The organism is Phocaeicola sp. (genome assembly GCF_057861905.1).
On record NZ_DBMACV010000011.1, the window covers coordinates 35732 to 61771 of the forward strand.

At 44.7% G+C, this 26040-nt stretch carries 22 protein-coding genes; 14 read left to right on the forward strand and 8 right to left on the reverse strand.

What is annotated here, in order from left to right; genetic code table 11:
- The first annotated feature begins 130 nt into the window (after positions 1-130).
- The 4 genes from ACZM60_RS03640 to purT all read left to right on the forward strand — a co-directional run bounded on the left by ACZM60_RS03640 (position 131) and on the right by purT (position 3600).
- Complete coding sequence (locus ACZM60_RS03640; RefSeq protein WP_489520846.1) at positions 131-496, forward strand: PadR family transcriptional regulator; 366 nt, start codon at positions 131-133, stop codon at positions 494-496.
- On the forward strand, positions 474-1523 hold the full coding sequence (locus tag ACZM60_RS03645; protein WP_489520847.1) for a PspC domain-containing protein: 1050 nt from the start codon (positions 474-476) through the stop codon (positions 1521-1523). Before ACZM60_RS03640 ends, ACZM60_RS03645 begins: the two co-directional genes overlap by 23 nt.
- 14 nt (positions 1524-1537) lie before the next feature.
- Positions 1538-2155: a GIN domain-containing protein gene (locus ACZM60_RS03650; protein ID WP_340319544.1), complete on the forward strand. Its 618-nt coding sequence runs from the start codon at positions 1538-1540 to the stop codon at positions 2153-2155.
- Between the two features lie 275 nt (positions 2156-2430).
- Complete coding sequence (purT, locus tag ACZM60_RS03655; RefSeq protein WP_489520848.1) at positions 2431-3600, forward strand: formate-dependent phosphoribosylglycinamide formyltransferase; 1170 nt, start codon at positions 2431-2433, stop codon at positions 3598-3600.
- A gap of 118 nt (positions 3601-3718) precedes the next feature.
- Here the strand turns inward: purT and ACZM60_RS03660 are convergent, their stop codons facing one another.
- The 4 genes from ACZM60_RS03660 to ACZM60_RS03675 all read right to left on the reverse strand — a co-directional run bounded on the left by ACZM60_RS03660 (position 3719) and on the right by ACZM60_RS03675 (position 10672).
- Positions 3719-5938, reverse strand: coding sequence for a cytochrome c biogenesis protein (locus ACZM60_RS03660; protein WP_489520849.1), 2220 nt, complete (start codon positions 5936-5938; stop codon positions 3719-3721).
- Between the two features lie 216 nt (positions 5939-6154).
- Entirely contained in the window at positions 6155-7897 is a 1743-nt protein-coding gene (locus ACZM60_RS03665) for a di-heme oxidoredictase family protein (protein WP_489520850.1), read from the reverse strand.
- Positions 7898-8030: 133 nt separating this feature from the next.
- Entirely contained in the window at positions 8031-9266 is a 1236-nt protein-coding gene (locus ACZM60_RS03670; RefSeq protein ID WP_489520851.1) for an imelysin family protein, read from the reverse strand.
- A gap of 50 nt (positions 9267-9316) precedes the next feature.
- The gene (locus tag ACZM60_RS03675; RefSeq protein WP_489520852.1) at positions 9317-10672 is read right to left on the reverse strand and encodes a hypothetical protein; all 1356 of its coding nucleotides are present in this window, start codon (positions 10670-10672) and stop codon (positions 9317-9319) included.
- A gap of 159 nt (positions 10673-10831) precedes the next feature.
- On the opposite strand from ACZM60_RS03675, the gene ACZM60_RS03680 reads away from it, so the two are divergent.
- The gene (locus tag ACZM60_RS03680) at positions 10832-11566 is read left to right on the forward strand and encodes a DNA alkylation repair protein (protein ID WP_340319549.1); all 735 of its coding nucleotides are present in this window, start codon (positions 10832-10834) and stop codon (positions 11564-11566) included.
- Positions 11567-11623: 57 nt separating this feature from the next.
- On the opposite strand, the gene rlmH is transcribed toward ACZM60_RS03680, so the two are convergent.
- Complete coding sequence (gene rlmH / locus ACZM60_RS03685; protein WP_489520853.1) at positions 11624-12097, reverse strand: 23S rRNA (pseudouridine(1915)-N(3))-methyltransferase RlmH; 474 nt, start codon at positions 12095-12097, stop codon at positions 11624-11626.
- Positions 12098-12189: 92 nt separating this feature from the next.
- Between rlmH and nadC the strand changes: the two genes are divergently transcribed.
- The 4 genes from nadC (at position 12190) to ACZM60_RS03705 (ending at position 16247) form a co-directional block, all read left to right on the forward strand.
- Positions 12190-13044 (forward strand): carboxylating nicotinate-nucleotide diphosphorylase, encoded by an 855-nt coding sequence (gene nadC, locus ACZM60_RS03690; protein ID WP_489520854.1) that lies wholly within the window; start codon positions 12190-12192, stop codon positions 13042-13044.
- 258 nt (positions 13045-13302) lie between these two features.
- Positions 13303-14073 carry a DUF1295 domain-containing protein gene (locus ACZM60_RS03695; protein ID WP_489520855.1) on the forward strand — a complete coding sequence of 257 codons (771 nt, stop codon included), beginning with the start codon at positions 13303-13305 and terminating at the stop codon, positions 14071-14073.
- A gap of 103 nt (positions 14074-14176) precedes the next feature.
- On the forward strand, positions 14177-15400 hold the full coding sequence (locus ACZM60_RS03700) for an NADH:flavin oxidoreductase (RefSeq protein ID WP_489520856.1): 1224 nt from the start codon (positions 14177-14179) through the stop codon (positions 15398-15400).
- Between the two features lies 1 nt (position 15401).
- Positions 15402-16247, forward strand: a complete 846-nt coding sequence (locus ACZM60_RS03705; RefSeq protein ID WP_489520857.1) for an SDR family oxidoreductase — start codon at positions 15402-15404, stop codon at positions 16245-16247.
- A 72-nt stretch (positions 16248-16319) separates the two neighbouring features.
- Here ACZM60_RS03705 and ACZM60_RS03710 read toward each other — a convergent pair whose 3' ends face one another.
- The 3 genes from ACZM60_RS03710 to ACZM60_RS03720 all read right to left on the reverse strand — a co-directional run bounded on the left by ACZM60_RS03710 (position 16320) and on the right by ACZM60_RS03720 (position 19559).
- Entirely contained in the window at positions 16320-17738 is a 1419-nt protein-coding gene (locus tag ACZM60_RS03710; RefSeq protein WP_489520858.1) for an undecaprenyl-phosphate glucose phosphotransferase, read from the reverse strand.
- 299 nt (positions 17739-18037) lie between these two features.
- Positions 18038-18886, reverse strand: coding sequence for an ATPase (locus ACZM60_RS03715; RefSeq protein ID WP_489520859.1), 849 nt, complete (start codon positions 18884-18886; stop codon positions 18038-18040).
- Between the two features lie 76 nt (positions 18887-18962).
- A complete protein-coding gene (locus tag ACZM60_RS03720) occupies positions 18963-19559 on the reverse strand; it encodes an FKBP-type peptidyl-prolyl cis-trans isomerase (protein ID WP_021969985.1) in 597 nt (198 codons plus the stop codon).
- Between the two features lie 447 nt (positions 19560-20006).
- Here ACZM60_RS03720 and ilvD point away from each other — a divergent pair, with 447 nt between their 5' ends.
- Genes ilvD through ilvC form a run of 5 tightly spaced genes read left to right on the forward strand, consistent with a single transcriptional unit; the run spans position 20007 to position 25915 of the window.
- Complete coding sequence (ilvD, locus tag ACZM60_RS03725) at positions 20007-21806, forward strand: dihydroxy-acid dehydratase (protein WP_489520860.1); 1800 nt, start codon at positions 20007-20009, stop codon at positions 21804-21806.
- Positions 21807-21830: 24 nt separating this feature from the next.
- On the forward strand, positions 21831-23528 hold the full coding sequence (gene ilvB, locus ACZM60_RS03730) for a biosynthetic-type acetolactate synthase large subunit (protein ID WP_489520861.1): 1698 nt from the start codon (positions 21831-21833) through the stop codon (positions 23526-23528).
- A gap of 12 nt (positions 23529-23540) precedes the next feature.
- A complete protein-coding gene (ilvN, locus tag ACZM60_RS03735) occupies positions 23541-24095 on the forward strand; it encodes an acetolactate synthase small subunit (RefSeq protein ID WP_021970232.1) in 555 nt (184 codons plus the stop codon).
- 8 nt (positions 24096-24103) lie between these two features.
- On the forward strand, positions 24104-24847 hold the full coding sequence (locus ACZM60_RS03740; RefSeq protein WP_489520862.1) for an acyl-[acyl-carrier-protein] thioesterase: 744 nt from the start codon (positions 24104-24106) through the stop codon (positions 24845-24847).
- A 24-nt stretch (positions 24848-24871) separates the two neighbouring features.
- Positions 24872-25915 carry a ketol-acid reductoisomerase gene (ilvC, locus tag ACZM60_RS03745; protein ID WP_021970230.1) on the forward strand — a complete coding sequence of 348 codons (1044 nt, stop codon included), beginning with the start codon at positions 24872-24874 and terminating at the stop codon, positions 25913-25915.
- Positions 25916-26040 lie beyond the last annotated feature (125 nt).

Here is a 26040-nt window from a genome sequence, read left to right on the forward strand (position 1 = left end):
GAGCTTTCCTGCCGTCGTTTTTTGTACAGCAGGTTGTATTTTGTTAAATATTGTAAATAGATAGTACTATGTAATACAAGGTATTTATATAATGCCTATATTTGTGCTATACAAAATAAGGAGAACTAAAATGAATGTAGATAACGTAAAATCTCAAATGCGCAAAGGAATGCTTGAGTACTGCATCCTGTTGTTGCTGCATCGTGAGCCTTCGTATGCTTCAGATATTATTCTGAATCTGAAAGAGGCGAAGCTGATAGTGATGGAAGGTACGCTTTATCCGTTGCTTACCCGCCTGAAGAACGACGATTTGCTTGCGTATGAGTGGGTAGAATCTACTCAGGGACCTCCCCGGAAGTATTATAGTCTGACCTCGAAGGGGGAGGAGTTTCTGGCCGGACTACAGTTGGCCTGGGACGAATTGTCGGATACGGTAAATCATTTAAGAACAAAACTTTTAATTTCTAAATCACATGAAGAAAACACTGACTGTTAATCTGGGTGGCACTGTCTATCATATTGATGACGATGCCTATAACCTGCTTGATAATTATCTGAATAATCTCCGTTATCATTTCCGTAAGGAAGAAGGAGCCGATGAGATTGTACGCGATATGGAAACCCGTATTGCCGAACTGTTCGATGAATATATCCGTACCGGATTGCAGGTCATTACGGTGGAACAGGTAGAGGCGGTTATTGCCCGTATGGGAAATCCCGAGGACTTGAATACGGATGACGATGAGGAAAAGAAAGAGACAGAACAGCATGCTTATAGCAATGGACCTGCCCGTCGGCTGTTCCGTAATCCCGACGACCGTGTATTAGGAGGTGTGCTTTCCGGACTTTCTGCCTATTTTGGCTGGGATGTGACGTTGATACGTATCGGTGCGCTGGTGCTCGGCTGTTTTGTTCACGGACTGATTCTGGCTTATCTGATAGCTTGGATTATCATTCCGCTGGCAAAGACGGCTACCGAAAAGCTGCAGATGCGCGGTGAACCTATCAACATGGAGAATATAGGACGTACCGTGACCGAAGGATTCGATAAGGTAAACGATTATGTACATTCCGAAAAGCCCCGTTCCTTTTTGCGCCAGTTGGGCAATGCTATTGTCAAGATAGCCGGATTTATCATTAAGTTTATTCTGGTTCTGTTGGCTATCTGCCTGACACCGGTATTGCTTGCCGGACTGGTTGTGCTGTTTGCCTTGCTGATGGCGACTACTGGAATGCTTGCCAGCGTACCTGCTGTGCTGTATTACTCCATGCCCGATGTAGACTGGAGCCTGATAGGTTCTTCCTCTTCTGCGGTCATCGGACTGTCGGTATGCGGACTGTTTGTCGTGGGTATTCCGATTATCGGGCTTTTGCAGCTCATATTGCAGAGCTTCAACGTATGGAAACCGATGTCTACTACTACAAAAGTGATTCTTACCTTGGTATGGTTTATTTCACTGGTGGTAGGATTTATCTTCTTGTTTAATACTTCCTTTATACAAGGTCCGATTTGGTGGCTCTAAAAAACAATATGACTATGAAAACAATTTTTACAAGATTTATCGGTGCCTTGATTTTGGCAACCGGTTTTACTTCCTGTGTCTGGGCAGGTGGTAAGGGAGAGCAGATTACAGAAAAACGGAATGTATCCGGGTTTTCCTCTATTGAGATAAAAAGTGTGGGGCTGGTTTATTTTACACAGGCGTCCGATTTCTCGTGTTCCATAGAGGGGGAAGAAGGACATGTAAAAAATATAACAACCAGCGTAGAAGGTGACAAACTGAAAATCGGCTATATCAAAAAGCTGAAAAACAATAAGAATGGAACCATAATCCGTATTTCTGCTCCCGATTTGAAGCAACTTGACTTCAGCGGAGTCGGCTCATTCAATATCGATGGTAAGGTAGATGTACAAGATTTGGATGTGGATTTCCGCGGAGTGGGTGAATTCAATGTGAAGGACTTGCATTGCCGTAAGGCGGAATTCAGTCTGAGTGGCGTCGGCGAAGTAAACGTCAACATCAACTGCGAAGAGATTGATGCTGATGTGAATGGCATAGGTGCTGCAAATTTTACCGGAACAGCTCAAATGGCTTCTTTTCATAGGGGTGGAATAGGTGAACTCAATACGCAAGGAATGAAAATAGGCAAATAACAAGTTTCATATGCTGTAAACCAGTATTTTGTAATCATGCCCGCAACTCTTTTGAAACGCGGGCATGATTTTTTTTATTCGTGCTCACGTTTCTTCAAATTTGTCGGGACGTTTTTTTATTTTTTGTACAAAAACCAAAATTTTTTGTACAAAAAATAATTCTTTCTCTTGATATGCCGGCAAAGTGATTTTATTATTATTTATCATACTTCGTATAATCTATCAACAGAAATCGTTATCTTTGCTGAAAAGAAAATAGGATTAACTGTTAAGATATGACTAAGAAAATACTTTTGCTGGGTTCCGGCGAATTAGGAAAAGAGTTTGTGATTGCTGCCCAACGTCTGGGACAGTACATTATCGCATGTGATTCGTATGCAGGTGCTCCCGCCATGCAGGTGGCCGATGCTTGTGAGGTATTTAATATGTTGGATGGTGATGCACTCGACCGTGTGGTAGAAAAATATCATCCCGATATTATCGTACCCGAGATTGAGGCTATCCGTACCGAACGTCTTTATCATCTGGAAAAAGAAGGTATTCAGGTTGTGCCGAGTGCCCGTGCCGTAAACTTTACAATGAACCGTAAGGCTATCCGCGACCTTGCTGCTAAGGAACTGGGACTGAAGACTGCAAAATATTATTATGCCAAATCATTGGACGAACTGAAAGAAGCAGCCGAAAAGATTGGTTATCCGTGTGTAATCAAACCGCTGATGTCATCGTCAGGTAAGGGACAGTCGGTTGCCAAAGGTCCTGAGGATTTGGAATATTCATGGGCGTACGGATGTGAAGGCAGCCGTGGCGATATCAAAGAACTCATCGTAGAAGAGTTTATCAAGTTCGACAGTGAAATCACTTTGCTGACAGTCACTCAGAAAAATGGCCCGACATTGTTCTGCCCGCCAATCGGACATGTACAGAAAGGTGGCGACTATCGTGAAAGTTTCCAGCCTGCTCATATTGCTCCCGAGCATCTTGCTGAGGCTCAGAAGATGGCGGCAAAGGTTACGGAAGCGCTTACAGGTTACGGCTTGTGGGGGGTAGAATTTTTCTTGAGTCATGAAAACGGAGTTTATTTCTCGGAACTTTCTCCGCGTCCGCATGATACGGGTATGGTTACACTTGCCAATACACAGAACCTGAACGAGTTCGAACTTCATCTGTATGCTGTACTGGGACTTCCTATTCCGGGTATTACTCAGGAACATATCGGTGCAAGTGCCGTGATTCTTTCTCCTATTGTCAGCAAGGAAACTCCGCGTTACCGTGGAGAGGAACTGGTTTGTTCGCAGCCTAATACTTACCTCCGTATCTTCGGAAAGCCTTATACCAAGTTGAACCGCCGTATGGGAGTCGTAGTATGTTACGATAAGAACGACGGCGATCTGGATGCTTTGCGCGACAAGTGTAAGGAACTGGCTGGTAAAGTAGAAGTTTATTGATGAAAATAAATAGAAATAGTTAGCGTTACCCCGTTGGCGTGGGGGAACAGGAAAGAGGCTGATGCTGTATTGCATCAGCCTCTTTTTGCTTTTTATCGGGATGAAGAAGGAGGATGGCTCAGGCGTAACTGTGCATGCCTCCCATTATGAAATTGACTCCAAAGTAAGTGATCAGTACACTGAAGAAGGCTATTACGGTAAACCAATGGAAAAACTGAGGCCGGCGGAAGGGAGATAGGGATGCCGGATGCAGGGCGGCGGCATAAACCAGCAGGGTGATGAGTGCCCATACTTCCTTAGGATCCCATCCCCAGTATCTTCCCCACGAAACATTTGCCCATACAGCTCCGATAAAGATACCGGTTGCCAGCAGGAAGACGGCGGGATATAAGATGAGCTGGCTGATGACTTGCAGTCTGATAATCTGCTGGCCGCAGTCTGTCTGTGTGTGGCTCAGGATAATTGCCGTGATTCCGTTCAGCATGACAAAAGCCAGCAGTGAGTACGATAGCATGATGGTTACTACATGGATGCTTAAAAGAGGGGAGGCGAGCACCGGCATAAGTTGGGTGACAGGTGGGTTTGCTTCGCCAAGCATGGCGACCAGCAGGGTGAGTCCGCACAAGATATAGCCGAATGAAATAGCCAGTTGAAACTTCCGGTACAGGAAAAAAGTGAGCAGAATACTGCATAAAGACATAAGCTGCATGGTTTCGTATCCGTTCGACATTGGCAGATGTCCGCTGATGAACCCTCGAAGCCCGATAAGTATCAGAAGGTATATGCCTGCAATTCCGAGTCCGGCAAGCAGCAGTTTGCCGGTTGAGATATTCCAGTTGCGTCGGCTTATCATTCTCCGGCAGTAGTAGAGATAGGAGAGGATGCCGACGGTCAGGCAGAGCATGGCAAGCGGACGGGTAAAATCCATTTCGTTATATTGTATTTCGGCACAAAATTGTGCATCCGAAGGCAGGAATCCCCGTGCTTCTTTCTTCTGGTATATCCTGGTTTTCTCGATGAGTGTATCAATGGCTTCATATTCTTGGTGAGCAGTCTTTTCGGCAAGCAGATTCATGCTGTAGCGGATAAAAGCCCATTGTTCGTGGGGGATAGATACGGGCAACTCGTCGGTTAACGAGTACCATACCGGCTGTTTTTCATTTTTTTCACGGAACGGATAGAGCTTGAAGAGGCTGCCGTTGCAGGCCATACTTATCAGGTTGAATTTTTCGTTGGCTTCTTCTATGGCACGTAATTCTTTGGCTGTAATTTCAGCATATGAGATTTGGTCGAGCTTATAGCCGGTGGAATTTGCAAAATCGGCAAGACAAGCATATTTTCCTTTCACTCCCAGTATGTTTTGTACATTTTTGTCCTTGATGAGAATGACGGGCTCCTGCTTCCATTGCTCGTAATAGAAGAGCCATCCGGTCAGAACTTGTTCGGAAGTAAAGCCTTTGTAAGTCGGGCGACCATAAAGTTTGGTCGTAAATTCCTTGGCGAGTGTTTGCAGGGGACAGATACGGTTGTTGTAATATACGTAGAGTTTTCCAAACTTGCCGGCTGTTTCTCTAGGCAGAGTTGGAGGTACAGATGCTTCAAGTGCTGCGACACTGCCGATAAGCAACAGCAGGCAAGCCACCGTTCGTTTCAGGCTCGGGTGGTGAAGCAGCTTGCGGAAGTAACTGTGTCTGTCGAAAAAGAATCCGATGAATGCCAGCAGCATCGCAACATATCCGGTATAAGTGAGTGCAATGCCGTAAGGGTCGCAAGTGACCGATAAAGTGCTTCCTTGCTGGTCTGCATCGTATGCCGACTGATAGAAACGGTAGTGTCGGTAAGTATAGATGTGATTCATGGAAACTTTTCCTGTCAGTGTCGTATCACCGTCGTGAATGTTTAGTATACTGACGAAATCCATCGGAGCAAATGTCCCTTGATAATAGGCCAGTTCAAACTGTTTTAGTGATACGCCAAAAGGAAAGTCTGCTGTCTGTCCGTCGTTTGTGGTGAATGTCGTCACCGGATTGGCCCCTTGTCGCAGGTGGACGCTTCCCTGTATTCCCCAAAGATGTGTAGTCAGTGCTCCCGATAATATGAGAATGAATGCCAGATGTAGGGCACAAGTGGCTTTTCTTCTTTCGAGATGGCGCTTGCAGATGTAGGTAAGAGAGAGTATGGTTGCTGCTATCCAAAGCCCAATAAAAAAAGGCGAACTGTAAATATAGGTCTCGGCAACTTTTGTTCCGTACAGTTTTCCGGCAATTGTTGCGGCTGCCATGATAAGAATGAGAATTCCCCATAGGGAAAAGGTTATTTTCTTTAATGTATTTGTCATTCTGTATGCTGTTTTACGTGTCGTAAAGATAAAGAACTAAAGTAAACATTTACCACAGATTACACAAATTTGTCAGGTCATAAATTTGCTATCCTTTTCGACTGTCGGGGGCAGTCAGGCCTGTATAGTCCAGTGTAATCTGCAGTAAATGATAAATATTCTCGCCGTCTTTCCGGATGCGGTTATTTCCTTTGCTGGAAAAGCCGGACCATGTTTTTAGATGGAATCAATGAATTTCACGATGGCATCGCGCTCTTCTTTCGAGAGATTACGGAATTTTTCTACAGTCATGCGGGCGTCGCTCTTTTTATTTCCATGCCACATGATTGCTTCGATGACGTTTCGTGCACGGTTGTCGTGCAAACGGTCGGAGGTAGAGGAACCCGTACACATCTGATGCAGTCCGCGTCCCCAAAGAGGAGTGGTACGGCACCAGCCGGTGCGGATATCGTTTTCCATGTGAAGTTTATGTTGAACCAGATCGGAATAAGGCCAGATTGTCTGGTTCGGATACCGGGGAAGGCGGTTGTCTCCCTTGGCAAAAAATCCGTTCGGGTCGTAAAAAGTATCATCTCCCGTTTTCCATGACGGACGATGACAATATGCACATCCTATCTGTGCGAAGAGTTCTTTTCCCTTTCTGACATCAGCATCGTCGATGTTGCGCACAGCAGGAACAGCAAGTCCCCGGTGCCATACCATGAAATCGATGAAATCTTCATCGTCCATCTCTACATCCAGTTCCTTGGACGTCAGGTAGGAAGCAATAGCCTTTGTCACTTGTTCCTTGTCCGAATAGTCATTGGCGTGCCACGTCGGGTGATTTTTCTTGGGATCGGCTTCTTCAATATAGGCCTGATAGCCGGCTTGTACTTCCGGGTCGTTGGCAGAAGCCTTTACCCACGAACTTCCTCCATATACTGTCTTGTCTTCTCCCTCTGCGTTGGCAAAGTAAGTGTCGAGATAATGATAGCGGCGGTTGCTGCGAGTTACATTGGTGATGTTCCACATGGCATTGGCTCCTGCTGCATCTTGCAGCGGTCCGCGGCTCAAGGCATAAGTAAATCTGAACGGATGCTGTTCTCCTTTGTCGGCAAAGTCCGGATTGACATCTGTAACCTTGGTGTTGCTGTACTGCTTTACCCATTCTCCATTTTTGAAGAATGCCTCGTTCAAGCCGTTTTGCATGTAACCATCTTGCTCTTCTTTGGCATATTGCGCTTTCAAGTCTTCGTCGCTGATGGCATCCAGCAAGCCGGTACCGTAAATGCCGATAGTAGATTCTAACAGGACTTTATAATTACCCAGACTGCTGATGATACCTTTGTTTTTGGCATAGACCGCGTCTGGAGCGAGAGTCACCTCAGGATATTCCAGGTCATAGCTTTCGCCATCGGGAAACTTGTTGCCCCATTCATCGGTATATTTTTTCCATTCGATAATGACTTTGCTTTCGTCCAGCGGGGCTTTGAAGGGCTGGGTGGCATGTCCCTGTGGCATTCCGGTCAACCAGCTTACATATCCATCAGTATCAGGATTGTAGACAACCAGCAGACATCCATTCCCGATTGTTGTCGTTTGAAAGGCACCTGAGGCATTACGCTTACCATGTCCGTAGCCGGGATGGCAATGAATACATGAACTCCGTACATAAGCCGGGCCCAGTCCTTTGCGAACTCCGGAGTGATTGTTCATATACATTTTTTCAAACAGTTGCTCTCCATTCTTAAACCGCTGGCTCATTTCTTCGCCTGATTCGACGGGCTCGGTCGGCTGTTCGAAAGCATTCGAGGTGGTAAGATAGGAGGTCCCTAATTGTCCTCCGGCATAGTACCATTCCGCCTTTTCGCTATTGCCAGGGGAATCTGGTGTTGTAGTCTGATTCTCATTGTCGCTGCATGCTGTCAGGACACTGATAATGCATAAAGAATGTATCAGATGAAAAAATTTTGTCTTCATATTGCAGTAAATGTAGATCGCTTTCCAGTTGCAACAGCCATCTTGGATCAGTCGGTTCTATATGGAAATAACTTTTTGTTCCGAGATGGCTGTCTTGAACTGTTGGGCTGTTTTTAAAGAGAAATTCTCCTGATTATTTTAAAAGAGCTTTGTTTGCCTTGTTTAGTGCAGCCGACAATTTAGTTAATGATTCGATGGCTGCATTGGCTTGTGCTCCAGTTGCGTTTTTGGCAAAAGGTTCCGGTATGGCCTGTATCTTGGTAATAGATTCGTCGATCAAGGTCTTTACTTCTGTATCAGTAGTCGGGTCGACGGTAGCAATGTAAGCACTGACAGAAGTCGAGTTGTTTTTTCCGTCGTATCCGATGCCCTCGTATGCATTTTTTACGCTTTTAATATTGTCTGTAAAATCGACAACCGAATTTAATGCGTAGGGAGATTCGATATAATTCTTGTCGTCGGCTGTCTGACCTGAGTTAGGGCGGCCGATTTTCTGCGTACAAACCTCATCTACGATATCGATACATCCTTGAATCAATTCTTGTGCAGCGACGGTATAGCTGGTATATTTGCTTCCTCCCTGTCCGGCTGTCTTCATGCTTGTACCGTAATCGAAGGTCGGCTCCTGTTCCGTATCTGCAAGAATCTCCTGTTTTTGTGTCGTAACGTTACCTATTCCTGCCCAAGATGCTTCCAGCCGAATGCACTGGTTGCGCAAATCCTGAGCTACTCCTGCCATGTAAATCATGTGATTGTTGGTTATATTTACTACTTGTCCGCTGTAGCTGTATGTCTTTTCGAAGTTTCTTGGCTCGCGATGAGAGTCATCAGTCAGTTGGAACAAGATATATTCCAGTGCATGATAGCCCAGAAGCCCATATCCCAGATTGCTTGTGATGTAATCAAAGTCGCCGGTTCCTATGGCATCCATCATCTTCTGGTTATTCAGCAGATTATCCAGAGCAACCTGATCAAGAGGCCACGAGTCAATATGTGGGTCGATGTTATAATCTCCTGCCGCACCATATAGAAAAGCTTCGCTCAATTCCCATGCTTTTCGTGATTCGGTCCAGTGCTCACATGCTTCGGCTACATACTCTGTAGCCTTTTTCTTATCTCCATTCAAATAGGTTTCCTTTGCTTTCGTACAAGCGTCACTCATTAATATGGCTTCGTCTGCCATTGCTTTGTACGTGGCGATAATTGTATTGTCTACATAGGGAATGATAACTTCTTTCAGAGTTTGTTCTTCATCTGAAAGTCCGTTGGAATTGTTGTTCCCACTGTTGTTGTCGCTACACGAAATCATAGCAGTGCCCATCACGGCAGTCATGACCAGGCAAAGAGGTAATTTAAAAAACTTGTTCATGTTTATTGAATTTTTTTGTTGATATTATTTAATACTTGTTTCGCTTGAATTTATTTAGTGAATAGTCCTGCATAGGCTACTCCTACCGATACGGACGGTTCATTATTATAAGGATTTCGCATCAGTCCGATGGAGTATTCTCCTTTAATGACGATATCATGAATAGGATAGTAGTTCAGTCCGGCAGCAAGGCGGTTACGTCCGCAGAATCTGTAAATAGGAGTGCTGGTTTTATACATGGAATCGTAATAGTCGTAGCGTCCAAAGACATACAGTTTCTGTCCTTTTTCGTTTAGTTTCCTGATTTGGGAGAAAACATTGTAGCCTGCTTCAATACCGGCAGCAATGGCAGCTTCGGCCACGTTCTGCTGAGGTGAAGGAGAGTTATTGCTCATCTTTTTGTTGACCTCCGTAATCTTGTCGGCATCACTCAGATGGCCGTAATCGAAATTGCCACGAACAATCCAGTTATGGTCGTTGTAATTAAAGTCGAAGGCACCAATCAAGACTGTACCTTTTATGTCTTTATACTTTTCGCTGTCCTTGTAGTCGTTCAGTGAATTGTTGAATGAATTACCTGCATAGCCGCTGACAGACAAGCGCAGTCCCTTGACAGAATAGTTGTCTATGCGGAAAGCTCCGGCTACAGAATTGCCTATTTTAAATTCGTACGGGCTACCGGCACCGCCTTGTATCCAGTTTAGGCGATTAAAGCGGTCAGAATCCAGTCCCGGAACCAGTAATACTTCATAGCGCCAGTTGCCAGCCTGTCCCCACAAGCTGATGCCTGTTTCATGCCAAGTACAGGGGAGGATGGTATTTTCTCCCTCAGGACGATAAACTCCGAAAAACTCAGTCGGCAGATGATGCTGGTTTGTTCCTCCCACCGGAACGATAATGTGTCCCAGCCTGATATTGAACTCCGGGCAAATAGACTTCTGGATCCAGAACTGTTCCAGTGCTACTTCTCCGCCACGTTCCACTTCACTTTCGTATTCACCCGCTTCCTCTTCTTCTATTTCGACAGCACTTTCGGTTCCTCCATGTTCAAATTCTATTTCACTACCCATTGTCCATCCGTGTCCGAAATTATAATTCAGAAAAAGTACCACATGAGGTAAGTCGAAGCGTCCGTGCGATTGTCCTTTGTAAACGCTCGGGTCTTTGGCTGTGTAGCGGATATATTTGTCGGAGTAAAAGTTATGACTGTATACAGCCTCTCCGTATCCTCCAATGGTTAACCCTTTACTGTCTTTCTCGGTTTTCAGAATGGAACGCTTTGGGGTTCTCGATTCCTTTACCGTGCTGCCGTTGTTGCCGCATGCTTTTTCAACTTCGTTTACTGCAGAAGCATGCGTGCTTACTGCTGCGAAACAAAGTGAAAATAGAAACATTTTACTTTTCATTTGTTCTTTCCTTTTGTTTATTTTTAACAAAGGCAAAGGTAGAATACCTGCTTTGGGGCATCAATACCCATTAGTTGGTAAAAAAAGTTGTTAAATACCTAGTAGTAGGTATAGTTGTTTTTAACTTTGCGGAAAATTTGTTTTTAATGGTATATAGAAATGGAAGAATACCGATTGGACGACCTGACAATCAAAGAACATTTGTTACGTCTGGCGGAGGGAGCAAATAGAGCATTTGCCGAAAGTTTAAATCCCGGTGTAGAGCATGTTTTAGGAATCAGAATTCCTGAACTTCGTAAACTTGCAGTACAGATTTCCCATACAAACTGGGAAGAATATCTGCTTACGGCCGATACGTTTTATATGGAAGAGCGTATGTTACAGGGAATGGTGTTGGGATGTATCAAGCCCGATGATGATGTGGAATACTATTTACATCGTGTAACTTGCTTTGTATGGATTATAAACAGCTGGTCGGTGTGTGATACATTTAAGTTCGGGGGAGGAAAAAAGTTTATAAGCGACAATAAAGACCGCTTGTGGAACTACCTGGTAGACTGGATGCATGCACAGGGAGAATACGAGATTCGCTTCGGGGTAGTGATGAGTATGCAGCTTTTCATCGACGAGGAGCATATCGGACAACTACTGAAAGAATATGATACTATCCGGCACGACGGATATTATGTAAAGATGGCCGTAGCATGGGCATTGTCGGTTTGCTTTGTAAAATTTCCTGAGCTTACCATGAATTATTTGAAACAGAATACGCTGGACGACTTTACATACAATAAAACGTTGCAGAAAATAACTGAATCGTATCGGGTAGATGCTGAAACCAAGACCCTGATCAGGCAAATGAAAAGGCCTGCTGTCCGGTTGTTGGAAAGATAATATTGCCGCACGAACAGCAAGCCTGAATGAAAGACTTGCCGTCCGTGCGATATTTTTTTATTCGTGATGGTACGGACCGTTGTTCAGAATTGTCATGGCACGATAAAGTTGCTCTACAAATATCAGCCGGATCATCTGATGTGAGAAGGTCATTTTCGACAAAGATATCTTTTCCTGAGCAGCGGCATATACGGCAGGCGAAAATCCGTAGGGGCCTCCGATGATGAATACCAGCCGTTTGTTTACCGTATGCATCTTGCGTTCTATCCATGAGGCAAATTCGACGGAGCGGAATTCCTTGCCGTGTTCATCAAGCAAAACGGGTACGTCGCCCGGTTGTAAGGCTTTCAGAATCAGTTCTCCTTCTTTTTCTTTTTGCTGTTCCATGCTCAGACTTTTGGTATTCTTGAGCTCTGGGATGACTTCTATGTCGAAAGAGATATAATGTTTCGTACGCTCCGCGTAATCGTTTATGGCGGTGATGTAATGTTTTTCTACTGTCCGTCCGACAACAAGTAACGTAAATTTCATTTTCTGTCTTGTTTTAATTTAATCTTTTTGCAAAGATAAGGATTATCCTTACCTTTGCCAGTAAGAAAACATATTTAAAATCATAAATAAAGATGGACGAAAAAGTAGTTAAGGATTTAATCGATCGTCTGATTGATTTGTCGTTTGCAGAAGATATTGGTGATGGCGACCATACCACCTTGTCGTGTATTCCTGCCGATGCTATGGGAAAATCGAAACTCTTGATTAAGGAAGAAGGTATTCTTGCCGGCATCGAGGTGGCAAAGGAAGTTTTCCGCCGTTTCGACCCGGAACTGAAGGTGGAGGTTTTCATTAACGATGGCGCACACGTAAAGCCGGGCGACGTAGCAATGGTCGTAGAAGGTAGAGTGCAGTCTTTGCTTCAGACTGAACGCCTGATGCTGAACATCATGCAGCGTATGAGTGGCATCGCTACCATGACACACCGTTACGTAGAGCGTCTGAAGGGAACCAAGACTCGCGTACTCGATACCCGTAAAACAACTCCGGGTATGCGTGTGCTCGAAAAGATGGCAGTTAAGATTGGCGGCGGCGTAAATCACCGTATCGGTCTGTTCGATATGATTCTGCTGAAAGATAATCATGTTGACTTTGCCGGGGGCATTGACAAGGCTATCACCCGTGCACGTGAATACTGCAAGGCAAAAGGCAAGGACTTGAAGATAGAAATCGAAGTACGCAACTTTGATGAATTGCAGCAGGTGCTCGATTTGGGTGGTGTAGATCGTATCATGCTTGATAACTTTACGCCGGCAGATACTCGTAAGGCGGTAGAAATGGTGAACGGACGTGTAGAGCTTGAATCATCGGGCGGTATCACGTTTGATACGTTGCGCGACTATGCCGAGTGCGGTGTCGACTTCATTTCGGTAGGTGCCCTGACGCATTCTGTAAAAGGTCTGGACATGAGTTTCAAGGCGTGCTGATACGTACAGGATTTTTTGTACAAATTTTCTGAGAATTTGTACAAAAAAAATTTTTTTCTGCTGACGTTTTTCCGGAAACATATTGACGCTCTGGTGGAATGACAGGCAGCTTTTCCCCTTTTTCTCTTTTTACCTTATTTGTATCGTATGATTTACGAAGAGGATAATAGGAGAAAAAGGGGATTTTTTATGGTTTTCGTACTACTTGAGTTGTCTTGTTTTTTTGTAATTTTGGTTGTTTTCATAAAATTGGAGCTTATGAGTCATGAAACGTATCAATTCCTTTTATATGCCATGTCGGTAGCTGGTGTGGTAGTTTTTGTGGCGCTTTATTTTGTAAAGGCAGGATATGGTATGTTCCGGACAGCCTCGTGGGGAGTTTCTCTTCCCAACAAGTTGGCCTGGATGTTGATGGAAGTACCGGCATTTATTGTTATGCTGTACGGGTGGGTGTGCAGTGGAGTGGGGATATGGGCTCCACAGGCTGCATTTGCCTTTTTGTTTTTGTTGCATTATTTTCAGCGTTCGTTTGTTTTCCCGTTGTTAATGAGAGGCAAAAGTCGTATGCCGGTTGCCATTGTTGCCATGGGAGTAGTCTTTAATATACTGAATGGCATGTTGCTTACGGCAAGTCTGTTCTGTTATCCTCCCGATGGCTTGTATGCGGACGGCAGTGAGTTCTGGATGCATTCTCTGCCATGGATTGGTTTGGCATTGTTTGTACTTGGAATGGGAATCAACCTGCATTCCGATTATGTTATCCGTCACCTTCGTAAACCCGGCGATACGAAACATTATTTGCCGCAGAAAGGCTTTTACCGCTATGTGACTTCTGCCAATTATCTGGGTGAGTTGATAGAATGGATTGGCTTCGCTCTGCTGACAGGTTCGCCTGCCGCATGGGTGTTTGTCTGGTGGACGGCTGCCAACCTGGTACCGCGTGCCGATGCCATTTACAAGCGTTACTGCGAGGAATTTGGCGAGAAGGCAGTTGGAAACAGAAAACGTATTATACCTTATATATATTAGAACGCTGCCGGATGTATCTTTTCCGGGCGTGGCAAGTGGGCGGCTTTTCTATGGGAAAGATAAGGCCGGATTGCTTGTAGTGTTAACTTTTTAACTGATTATTATGGATTCAAAACTATTTACTCCGGTCCGACTGGGACCGCTGACATTGCGTAACCGTACCATCCGTTCGGCGGCTTTCGAAAGCATGTGCCCCGGCAACAAACCTTCCGAGCAGTTGCTCGAGTATCATCGCTCGGTAGCTGCAGGTGGCGTTGGCATGACGACGGTCGCTTATGCGGCAGTTACCCGAAGCGGCTTGTCGTTCGACCGCCAGTTGTGGATGCGTCCGGAGATTGTACCCGGTTTGCGTCGGCTGACAGATGCTGTCCATGCCGAGGGAGCAGCGGCAAGTATCCAGTTAGGACATTGCGGCAACATGTCGCACAAGAGTATCTGTGGTTGTCTGCCTGTAGGGGCAAGCAGCGGATTCAATCTTTATTCGCCTACCTTTGTGCGGGGACTTCGTGCGGACGAACTGCCCGAAATGGCACGGGCATACGGACAAGCCGTCCGTCTGGCACGTGAATCCGGATTCGATGCCGTGGAAATTCATGCCGGACACGGTTATCTCATCAGCCAGTTTCTTTCTCCTGCTACCAATCACCGTAAGGATCAGTTTGGCGGTTCGCTGGAAAACCGGATGAAGTTCATGGACATGGTGATGGAGGAGGTGATGAAAGCGGCAGGAACAGACATGGCTGTATTGGTAAAGATGAACATGCGCGACGGATTTCGGGGAGGCATGGAGCTGGAAGAATCGCTGCAGGTGGCACAACGGTTGCAACAGTCGGGTGCCCATGCGCTGGTCTTGAGCGGAGGTTTCGTGAGCAAGGCTCCGATGTATGTGATGAGAGGAGAAATGCCAATCCGTACCATGACGCACTACATGACCTGCTGGTGGCTGAAGTATGGCGTACGTCTGGTGGGGAGATGGATGATACCTGCTGTGCCTTTTCGCGAGGCTTATTTTCTGGAAGATGCATTGAAGTTCCGGAAGGCGCTGGATATGCCGCTGGTGTATGTGGGCGGACTGGTTGCCCGTGAGAAAATCGATGAGGTCTTGAACGATGGATTCGAGGCTGTACAAATGGGGCGTGCGTTACTCAACGAGCCGGGTTTTGTAAATCGTATGCGTGAGGAAGAAAATGCGCGCTGTAGCTGTAAGCACAGCAACTATTGTATTGCCCGCATGTATACCATTGATATGGCGTGCCATCAACGTCTGAAAGAGGAGCTTCCTCCTTGTATTAAAAAGGAAATCGAACGTATAGAAAGCAAGGGATAAGATGGAAAAGAAACTAGCGGTGATAACGGGTGCCGATGGAGGTATGGGTACAGAGATAACTCGTGCAGTAGCATCGGCTGGTTATAAGGTGATAATGGCGTGTTGTAATCTGTCGCGGGCAGAGGAAAAACGGAATCTGCTTATGTCGGAAACAGGCAATGCGGATATAGAGGTGCAGTTTGTCGATCTGGCTTCACTGGCTTCGGTCGCATCTTTCGCCCGGAAGATGGTGGAACGGGGTGAACAGATTACCTTGCTGATGAATAATGCGGGAACGATGGAAACGGGACTTCATATTACGGAAGACGGGTTAGAACGAACCGTCAGCGTGAATTATGTCGGCCCCTATCTGTTGACGCGCAAGCTTTTACCGCTGATGGAAGCGGGGAGCCGTGTCGTGAATATGGTTTCCTGTACGTATGCCATCGGCAGGCTGGATTTTCCTGATTTTTTTCAGCGCGGCAGAAAAGGTGGTTTCTGGCGTATTCCTATTTATAGTAATACGAAACTGGCTCTGACTCTCTTTACGCTGGAACTGGCAGCTCGTGTCAGGGAGCGGGGAATCGTAGTCAATGCTGCCGATCCGGGTATTGTATCGACGGACATTATCACCATGCACATGTGGTTCGATCCTTTGACGGATATTCTTTTCCGACCCTTTATCCGTACGCCTCGTCAGGGGGCTGCTACAGCCGTCAGCCTGTTGCTGGACGAAGAAGCAGGTAAGCGGAGCGGGACACTGAATGTCAGTTGTCACCCTAAGCCTTTGTCGGATAAGTATCTTCATCACCGACAGGCAAAAGAGCTGTGGAAACTGACAGAAGAGAGGGTTTCCAAATGGTTGTAACCGAATAAAAACAACGGCAGAGAATATCTTTTTCTCAGATAATCTCTGCCGTTATTGCATCGCTATATTAAGTTAATAAGCATTTTTCTCACCATGGATTGCATTTCTGACGGTCTTGTAGATGATGTAAATATCCAGCCAGAAACTCCAGTGTTCAATGTACCAGATGTCACCAATTACACGTCCTTCCATATCTTTCAGCTCCTTTGTTTCACCTCGGTAGCCGGTTACCTGACTCCAGCCTGTAATACCTGGCTTGACAAAGTGGCGTACCATGTATTTGTTTATCAGTTTGGAATATTCTTCCGTATGCTTCAGCATGTGAGGACGTGGTCCTACTATACTCATATCGCCAAGCAGAACATTGATAAACTGGGGCAGCTCGTCGATGTTTGTCTTTCGCATGATATTTCCCCAGCGGGTTTTGCGGGGATCGTCTTTGGTTGCCTGCAAAGTATCTGCCTCCTTGTTGACTTTCATCGAACGGAACTTATAGCAATAAAATTCTTTATCATTCAGTCCGTTGCGTTTCTGTCGGAAGAAGATTGGACCTGGCATAGTCAGTTTGGTTACGATAGTAACAATGATTAAGATAATCGGGAACAGCGTGCACAGGAATAACAGGGAGAAAACAATGTCGAATGTACGTTTCAGAATCTTATTTTCAGGACGACTTAATGGGTCTTGGCGTAGACTAAGATAAGGAACATTTCCCATCATGTTAAAATATACCCGATTATGCAGGTAATTATGCAAGTTCGGCACACTGTAGAAATGTACTAAGTGGTTTTCGCAATAGTTGATTATCGGCACGATTATATCGCTACGGCGTGAGGGAAGACAGCAAAATAGATAATGTATATATGAGTTTTTTTTCAGGTAATTTTGTACGTCCTCCGGTTGTCCTAAATATTGACATTGTGATGGCATTTCAGGATTAGGCTTATCATCAAAATATCCATTTACTCTATACCCCGTAGACGGGTCGTCCGATAGCTCATGATACATTTCAATATTATTGGATGTACTGCCCACTAACACAACATAGCGTACGTTTTTCCCTTGACTGCGGAAATGTTTTAATACATTTCTAAATGTAAGTCGGAAAAGGCTTAGTAAAAGAAATAAGGTGGAAATGTAGGCTGGAAAAAACATCGAATATATATTCATGAACTTTCCTACACTTAATACTGCCCCTCCCAATATTGAGAAATAAAAAACGTTATGGAATACACGCATGATTATCTGATAGGGATATATTTTACGCAGGTGTAAGATAACTCCGCCTTGAATGCTGCATATCAGATAACACAATATGATGATGATTAATACTTGAGGTAATGTTGCCGTTAACTCTGTATATTTTCCCCTATAAATTGCCCATAGGTAAAAAATATAGAATAATCCGCTACAAATACATAATTCCCCTATAAGGACACATGCCTTTATTATGCTATTGTAGCGTACCATATTATTTGTATAATTCTCCATAACTAAATTATAATAGGTTAAACTTAATATTGTATTCTTTGCTTATTGGTATATGTATATATAGCATGTTTGAAAATATTTCAACAAAGTTATATCTTGTCTGTGTAATAAGCAAATAATTTTAACTCGTTTTGCAGATGAAAGGCTCATTTGTTAAATAAAGCTAATATGCGGGCTTTCCCTTTGCTCTTATTGTGTTATATAACATATAATCTCTATCTTTGCATTGTGTTTTTCATGGTATTAGATTTAAGGTTAATGAAGATTGGGAGTCTGGGAAGATTCCCTTTTTTATTTTATCAATATTCTGATAATTGAAAGTGATAACGAGTCAACTCGTCTATAGGATTCTTTATAAAAATTCCAAGTGGTATATTAAAAGAATGTGCAGACTCTTCCAGTTCTTCGTGAAAGTACCATGCAATGGAGCCGACAAAAGAAACCGGAAATATCTGCGGATACATCAGGACATTGCGGCGGAAGAACTCTCCGAAACAGTCTAATAGAAAAGCATGTACCTGTGTCATTCTTCTATGCTCATATATATAAGGTGTAAAAGAAGCAAGAAAACGGTTGGCTTGTGGCTGTCGATAGACTTTATCCAATATCTCAGGAATAGTAAGGTTGAACTTTTCCTGTAGACCGTCCCGTAATATTTCAGGCAATTGTCCCTTCAGGCAGTCACTGATAAAACGTTTTCCTAAGTAAGCCCCGCTACCTTCATCTCCTAAAATATATCCTAACGGGGGAATGTTCTGTATGATTGTCTTTCCATCATATAGGCATGAGTTGGAACCCGTTCCGAGGATACAGGCTATTCCTACCTCATTTTTACATAAGGCGCGTGCAGCTCCCAGCAAGTCTGTTTCTATAAAAATATCAGCTTCTGGAAACGTATTTTGTAATACCCGCGTAATGCTTTCAGTCTTTGGTGGTAAACATCCGGCACCATAAAAATAAATAGCTGTGCAACGTTGGATTGGAGTTTCAAGTTGTGGAAGAAGTTCATTATAAATGATAGATTGTATTTTTTCTTCCGGCTGATGGAATGGATTGATTCCTTCCGTCTGAACAATTTTGCAATTAGCTATTTCTGTACCGTAGCACCAATCTGTTTTTGTCGATCCGCTATCGGCGATAAGTATCATAATGGAAAAATGTTTATGAAAAGTACAATGTACGATAACATCGACATTGTACTTTTCGTGATATGGACTGAATTTATTAATGACAATGTCCGCATCCACCTCCGCAACATCCGTCGTCGTGGTGATGATGCTCGTGGTCGCCGCAGCCTCCACCGCAGCTGTCACATCCGCAACCACATCCTTCTCCGCTCATCATGTTTACCATTCCTTCTATTTCTTTATTGGTAGCCGGACGCATTTCTGTAACAGTTCCTTCAAAGATCAGGTCCTTTCCTGCATGAGGATGGTTAAGATCAAGTACAACTTTATCTTCTGTTACTTCACCTACATTCGCATAGAACTGATGTCCTTCTGCATCATTCAGCATGATGATGTTACCCGGGAAGATGTTTTCGCTGTCGAAGTTGCCGTCAGGATCACAGAACATAGATTTAGAAACCTGACGAACATTATCTTCATTGCGCTCTCCGTATGCTTCTGCACAAGGAATTGTAAAGTTGAAGTTGTCTCCTTTACTCAGTGCTGTGATTTCTTTTTCAAATTTATCGAGTGTATATCCGATACCTGAAATAAACTGGAACGGATGTTCTACAGTTGCTTCTTCCAGCAATTCTTTGTTACCGTCAGCAATAGCATACAATCGGTATGCTACGGTGATGTATTTGTTTTCCATACTCTTTTTTATAATAGTTTTAAATGAATGAATTTTCGCCAAAGGTACAAATAAAAAATGATTTATTGAAATGAGGAGGTTTCTTCTTTTCTGCTTACTCTTTTTAAAACAAAAGTGATGATAAGGGCTCTATAAAAAGAATTTGGATATAAAATTCGCCTTGGAACTTACTAATAATTATTTTTCGTCGAAAAAATCTTTCATTTTATTTGTTTGTTTCGAAAAAGCCTTTACCTTTGCAGATGTAAAACAAAGCAAGATAACATGAAAGTGATAACTGATATACGAATTAACCTGGCAGTCCTGCATATTATTCGCGTCGTGGTAAAAGAACCAAGAGGTGAGTAAAGTTTTCGTGTATATAGTTCACATAAAGAAATATGTATAGAAGCCTTTCTCGCCAGTGTTGAGAAAGGCTTTTTACTTAATGAAAAGGAGATAAATGTAATGAAACATCAGTTACGCAGTTCGATGAGTACCGAAGGTCGCCGTATGGCAGGAGCAAGAGCCTTATGGGTAGCCAACGGTATGAAGAAGGAAATGTTTGGGAAGCCCATTATTGCTATCGTAAATTCATTTACGCAGTTTGTCCCGGGGCATACGCATTTACATGAAATAGGCCAGCAGGTAAAAGCAGAAATCGAGAAATTAGGATGCTTTGCCGCTGAATTTAATACTATTGCCATAGATGACGGTATTGCAATGGGGCATGATGGAATGTTGTATTCTTTGCCTTCCCGTGACATTATAGCCGATAGCGTGGAGTATATGGTGAATGCACATAAGGCAGATGCGATGGTCTGTATTTCGAATTGCGATAAGATAACTCCGGGAATGCTCATGGCTGCCATGCGATTGAATATCCCGACTGTATTTGTTTCCGGTGGTCCGATGGAAGCAGGAGAATGGGGCGGTATGCATCTTGATTTGATTGATGCCATGATTAAGTCGGCCGATCCTACTGTCAGCGATGAGGATGTAGCTGAGATTGAGTGTCATGCTTGTCCCGGATGCGGTAGCTGTTCCGGAATGTTCACCGCCAATTCCATGAACTGCCTGAATGAAGCTATCGGATTGGCTCTTCCGGGAAACGGAACAATTGTTGCAACTCACGAAAACCGTAAACGTTTGTTTCGGGATGCTGCCGAACTGATTGTGAAAAATGCATATAAATACTATGAAGAAGGTGATGACAGCGTATTGCCGCGCAGTATTGCTACGCGTCAAGCCTTCTTGAATGCCATGACACTGGATATTGCAATGGGAGGTTCTACTAATACTGTATTGCATTTGCTGGCGATTGCACACGAAGCAGAAGTCGATTTTAAAATGGATGACATCGATATGTTGTCACGCCGTGTACCTTGTTTGTGCAAAGTTGCTCCCAATACCCAGAAATATCATATTCAGGATGTCAATCGTGCAGGCGGTATTCTTAATATCTTAGGCGAACTTGCCAAAGGCGGGCTGCTCGATACTACCGTACATCGTGTAGATGGTACTACACTTGGAGAGGCAATTGCCAAGTACAATGTATGTAAAGCGGATGTAGATGCTGAGGCTATTCGTATTTATACAAGTGCACCGGGCGGTAAATTCAACATCCAGCTGGGTTCTCAGAACAATACGTATAAAGAACTTGATACAGACCGTGCTACTGGTTGCATCCGCGATTTGCAACATGCTTACAGCAAAGACGGTGGACTGGCTGTGCTGAAAGGTAATATTGCCCAGGATGGTTGTGTGGTGAAAACCGCCGGAGTAGACGAAAGTATCTGGAAGTTCTCAGGCCCGGCCAAAGTATTCGATTCACAGGAATCGGCGTGTGAAGGAATTCTTGGAGGTAAGGTTGTGAGTGGCGACGTGGTAGTCATTATTCACGAAGGTCCGAAGGGCGGGCCGGGTATGCAGGAAATGCTTTATCCGACTTCATATATCAAGTCGAAACATTTGGGAAAAGAATGTGCTTTGATTACAGATGGCCGGTTTAGTGGAGGAACTTCCGGTCTGAGTATCGGACATATTTCTCCCGAAGCAGCAGCCGGTGGAAATATCGGTAAGATAGTAGACGGAGATATCATTGAGATTGATATACCCAACCGTACGATAAATGTAAAACTCACTGATGAAGAGCTGGCAGCACGTCCGATGACGCCTGTAACTCGTAACCGTCAGGTCTCTAAAGCCTTGAAGGCTTATGCCAGCATGGTAAGCTCAGCCGACAAGGGTGGAGTAAGAATTGTATAAAACCATTATTCTTCATTTTGATTTATGGCTAAAGAAAGAATTACGGGATCGGAAGCATTGATGCGTTCATTAGAGCATGAAGGAGTAAAGACTCTTTTCGGTTATCCGGGAGGAGCTATCATGCCTGTATTCGATGCCTTATACGATCATAGAGATAAATTGAACCATATACTGGTTCGTCACGAACAAGGGGCTGCTCATGCAGCTCAAGGTTTTGCCCGTGTGTCGGGAGAAGTTGGAGTTTGTCTGGTAACAAGTGGTCCGGGAGCTACGAATACCATTACAGGAATAGCCGATGCTATGATAGACAGTACGCCTATTGTTGTCATAGCAGGGCAGGTAGGTGCCGGATTGTTGGGTACAGATGCCTTTCAGGAAGTAGACCTGGTAGGCATTACACAACCAATTTCTAAATGGAGTTATCAGATACGCCGTGCGGACGACGTAGCATGGGCGGTTTCACGTGCCTTTTATATCGCACGAAGCGGACGTCCCGGACCGGTGGTTCTCGACTTTGCAAAGAATGCGCAAGTTGAAATGACCGATTACGAACCGGTAGATGTTGACTTTATCCGCAGTTATGATCCCGATCCGGAAACCGACATGGATGAAATAGATAAGGCGGCAGAACTGATAAACAATGCTCAACGTCCCTTGGTATTGGTCGGTCAGGGTGTAGAACTGGGCGGCGCACAGGAAGAATTGCGTAAGTTTGTCGAAAAGGCTGATATGCCTTGTGGATGTACTTTGCTGGGACTTTCGGCACTTCCTTCCGGTCATCCCCTGAACAAAGGTATGCTGGGTATGCACGGGAATCTTGGTCCGAACGTCAAGACCAACGAATGTGATGTGCTTATTGCAGTAGGAATGCGTTTCGACGACCGTGTGACAGGCGATTTATCTACTTATGCCCGTCAGGCGAAAGTCATTCATTTGGATATCGATCCTTCTGAAATTGGTAAGAATGTACCTGTAGATGTACCTGTGCTTGGCAACTGCAAGCGTACATTGTCTGCGCTGACCGAACGGATAAAACCTCAGAAACATACCGAATGGATTGCCAGTTTCCAATCATATGAGGAAACAGAATATACCCAAGTCATAAAACCGGAAGTATTTCCTGCAGAGGGACCGTTGAACATGGGCGAGGTGGTTCACGCAGTGAGCGAGGCAACCAAAAATGAAGCGATACTGGTTACCGATGTCGGTCAGAACCAGATGTTAGCTTGTCGCTATTTCAAATTCACGAAGAACCGCAGTGTTGTAACGTCGGGCGGTATGGGTACGATGGGCTTCTGCTTGCCGGCAGCTATCGGTGCCACCTTCGGATGTCCCGAACGTACAGTCTGTGCCTTTATGGGCGACGGAGGTTTGCAGATGACCATGCAGGAGTTGGGAACAGTGATGGAGCAGAAAGCACCGGTAAAGATTATTCTTATGAATAATAATTTCCTGGGCAATGTCCGCCAGTGGCAGGCTATGTTCTTCAAACGCCGTTATTCATTTACTCCGATGATGAACCCCGACTACATGCAGATTGCTTCGGCATATGGTATTCCTTCCCGCAGAGTGATAGACCGTTCCGAGTTGAACGACGCCATTCGTGAGATGCTGGAAACCGACGGACCGTTCCTGCTTGAAACCTGTGTGGTGGAAGAAGGAAAGGTATTGCCTATGACTCCTCCGGGAAGTCCCGTAAACTATATGCTGTTGGACTGTTAATTAAGAGTAACTATGGATAATAAGACATTATATACGATAATCGTTCATTCGGAAAACATTGCCGGTTTGTTGAATCAGGTAACGGCTGTATTTACACGTCGCCAGATAAACATCGAAAGTCTGAACGTGTCTGCCTCTTCCATCAAGGGAGTACATAAGTATACCATTACTTGCTGGACTACCCCTGATATCATAGAGAAACTGGTACGTCAGATAGAAAAGAAAATGGACGTGATACAGGCACACTACTTTACCGACAAGGAAATCTTCCAGCGTGAGGTGGCCATGTATAAAGTTTCTACGCCCGAATTTCAGTCGACGGCAGAACCTTCGAAAGTTGTACGTCGCTATGGCGCACACATTGTAGAAGTAAATCCTACCTTCTCTGTGGTAGAGATGACGGGCATGAGCGATGATATCACCAGCTTGTACCAAGAACTGAAAAACCTGAACTGCGTACTGCAATTTGTCCGCTCAGGAAGAATTGCAATTTCGACCAGTTGTTTTGAGCGTGTAAACGAATATCTGGCACATCGGGAAGAACGATATAAAAACGAAAAACAATAAAGAAGGTTATGAGTGAGGATAATAAAGTTAGTACCTACCAGTTTGTAGCAGAACCGTTCCACGTAGATTTTATGGAAAAGCTTACGATGGGCGTATTGGGTAACCATCTGTTAAACTGTGCTGGCTTTCATGCGGCAGAGCGCGGCTTCGGCATTGCCACCCTGAACGAGAACCATTATACATGGGTGCTTTCACGTCTGGCAGTGGAAATGGAGGAAATGCCCCGTGCATACGAGAAGTTCAGCATCCAGACGTGGGTGGAAAATGTGTACCGTCTGTTTACCGACCGTAATTTTGCTATCCTGAATCAGGACGGCAAGCCGATAGGATATGCACGTTCTATCTGGGCAATGATCAGCATGGAAACTCGTAAGCCTGCCGATTTGCTTGCATTGCATGGCGGCAAGATTACCGACTATATTTGCAAGAAAGACTGTCCCATAGCCAAAGCCGGCCGTGTAAAGGTGACAGAGCAGACTCCTTGTTCCGAGTACTTGGTGAAGTACAGCGACATTGACCTCAACGGTCATGTCAATAGTATCAAGTACATCGAACATGCACTCGATTTGTTCCCACTCGAAATGTTCCGCAATAAATCTATTCACCGCTTCGAAGTGGCATACGTTGCCGAAAGCTATTATGGCGACAAGCTGAGCTTCTATCGCGAACAGGTGGGCGAGAACGAATACGATATAGAGATAAAAAAGAACGGCACGGAAGTTGTCGCTCGTTGTAAAGTGATATTTAACTGATTTTTTAATAAAAAGATTGTAATTATGGCACAAATGAATTTTGGCGGCGTTACTGAAAATGTAGTAATCCGCGATGAGTTCCCCTTGGAAAAAGCACGTGAAGTATTGAAAAACGAAACAATAGCTGTCATCGGTTATGGTGTACAGGGCCCCGGACAGTCACTGAATCTGCGTGACAATGGTTTCAACGTAATCGTAGGACAGCGTCAGGGCAAGACATTCGAAAAAGCTGTTGCCGACGGTTGGGTACCGGGCGAAACCTTGTTCAGCATCGAAGAAGCTTGCAAGAGAGGTACTATTATCATGTGTCTGTTGTCGGATGCTGCCGTTATTTCTGTATGGCCTACCATCAAACCTCATCTGACTGCTGGCAAAGCATTGTATTTCTCTCACGGATTTGCCATTACATGGAACGACCGTACCGGTGTGGTTCCTCCCAAAGATGTCGACGTTATCATGGTTGCTCCTAAAGGTTCGGGTACATCTTTGCGTACCATGTTCCTCGAAGGACGTGGCTTGAACTCATCGTACGCTATCTATCAGGATGCTACCGGCAAGGCTTACGAACGTACTATTGCACTGGGTATCGGTATCGGCTCAGGTTATTTGTTCGAAACAACCTTCCAGCGTGAAGCTACATCCGATTTGACAGGTGAACGTGGTACATTGATGGGTGCAATTCAGGGCTTGCTGCTGGCACAGTATGAAACATTGCGTGAACACGGACACTCACCTTCGGAAGCCTTCAACGAAACAGTTGAGGAACTTACTCAGTCGTTGATGCCGCTGTTTGCAGCAAAAGGTATGGACTGGATGTACGCTAACTGTTCTACAACTGCTCAGCGTGGTGCATTGGACTGGATGACTCCGTTCCACGATGCTACCAAACCGGTATTCGAAAAACTGTACAAGTCGGTTGCCGAAGGCCACGAAGCACAGCGTTCTATCGACTCAAACTCTCAGCCGGACTATCGTGATAAACTGAACGAAGAACTTCGTCAGTTGCGCGAAAGCGAAATGTGGCAGACAGCCGTAACCGTTCGTAAACTTCGTCCGGAAAACAACTGATAAACCACTTTCCAGATAAATAAGAAAAGAGGGTGTGTCGTAATACGCGATTCACCCTCTTTTCTTTATCAACGATAAGAGTGTAGTTAACTTTTTCAGGCAGCGATATTCAGAAGATAATCTCG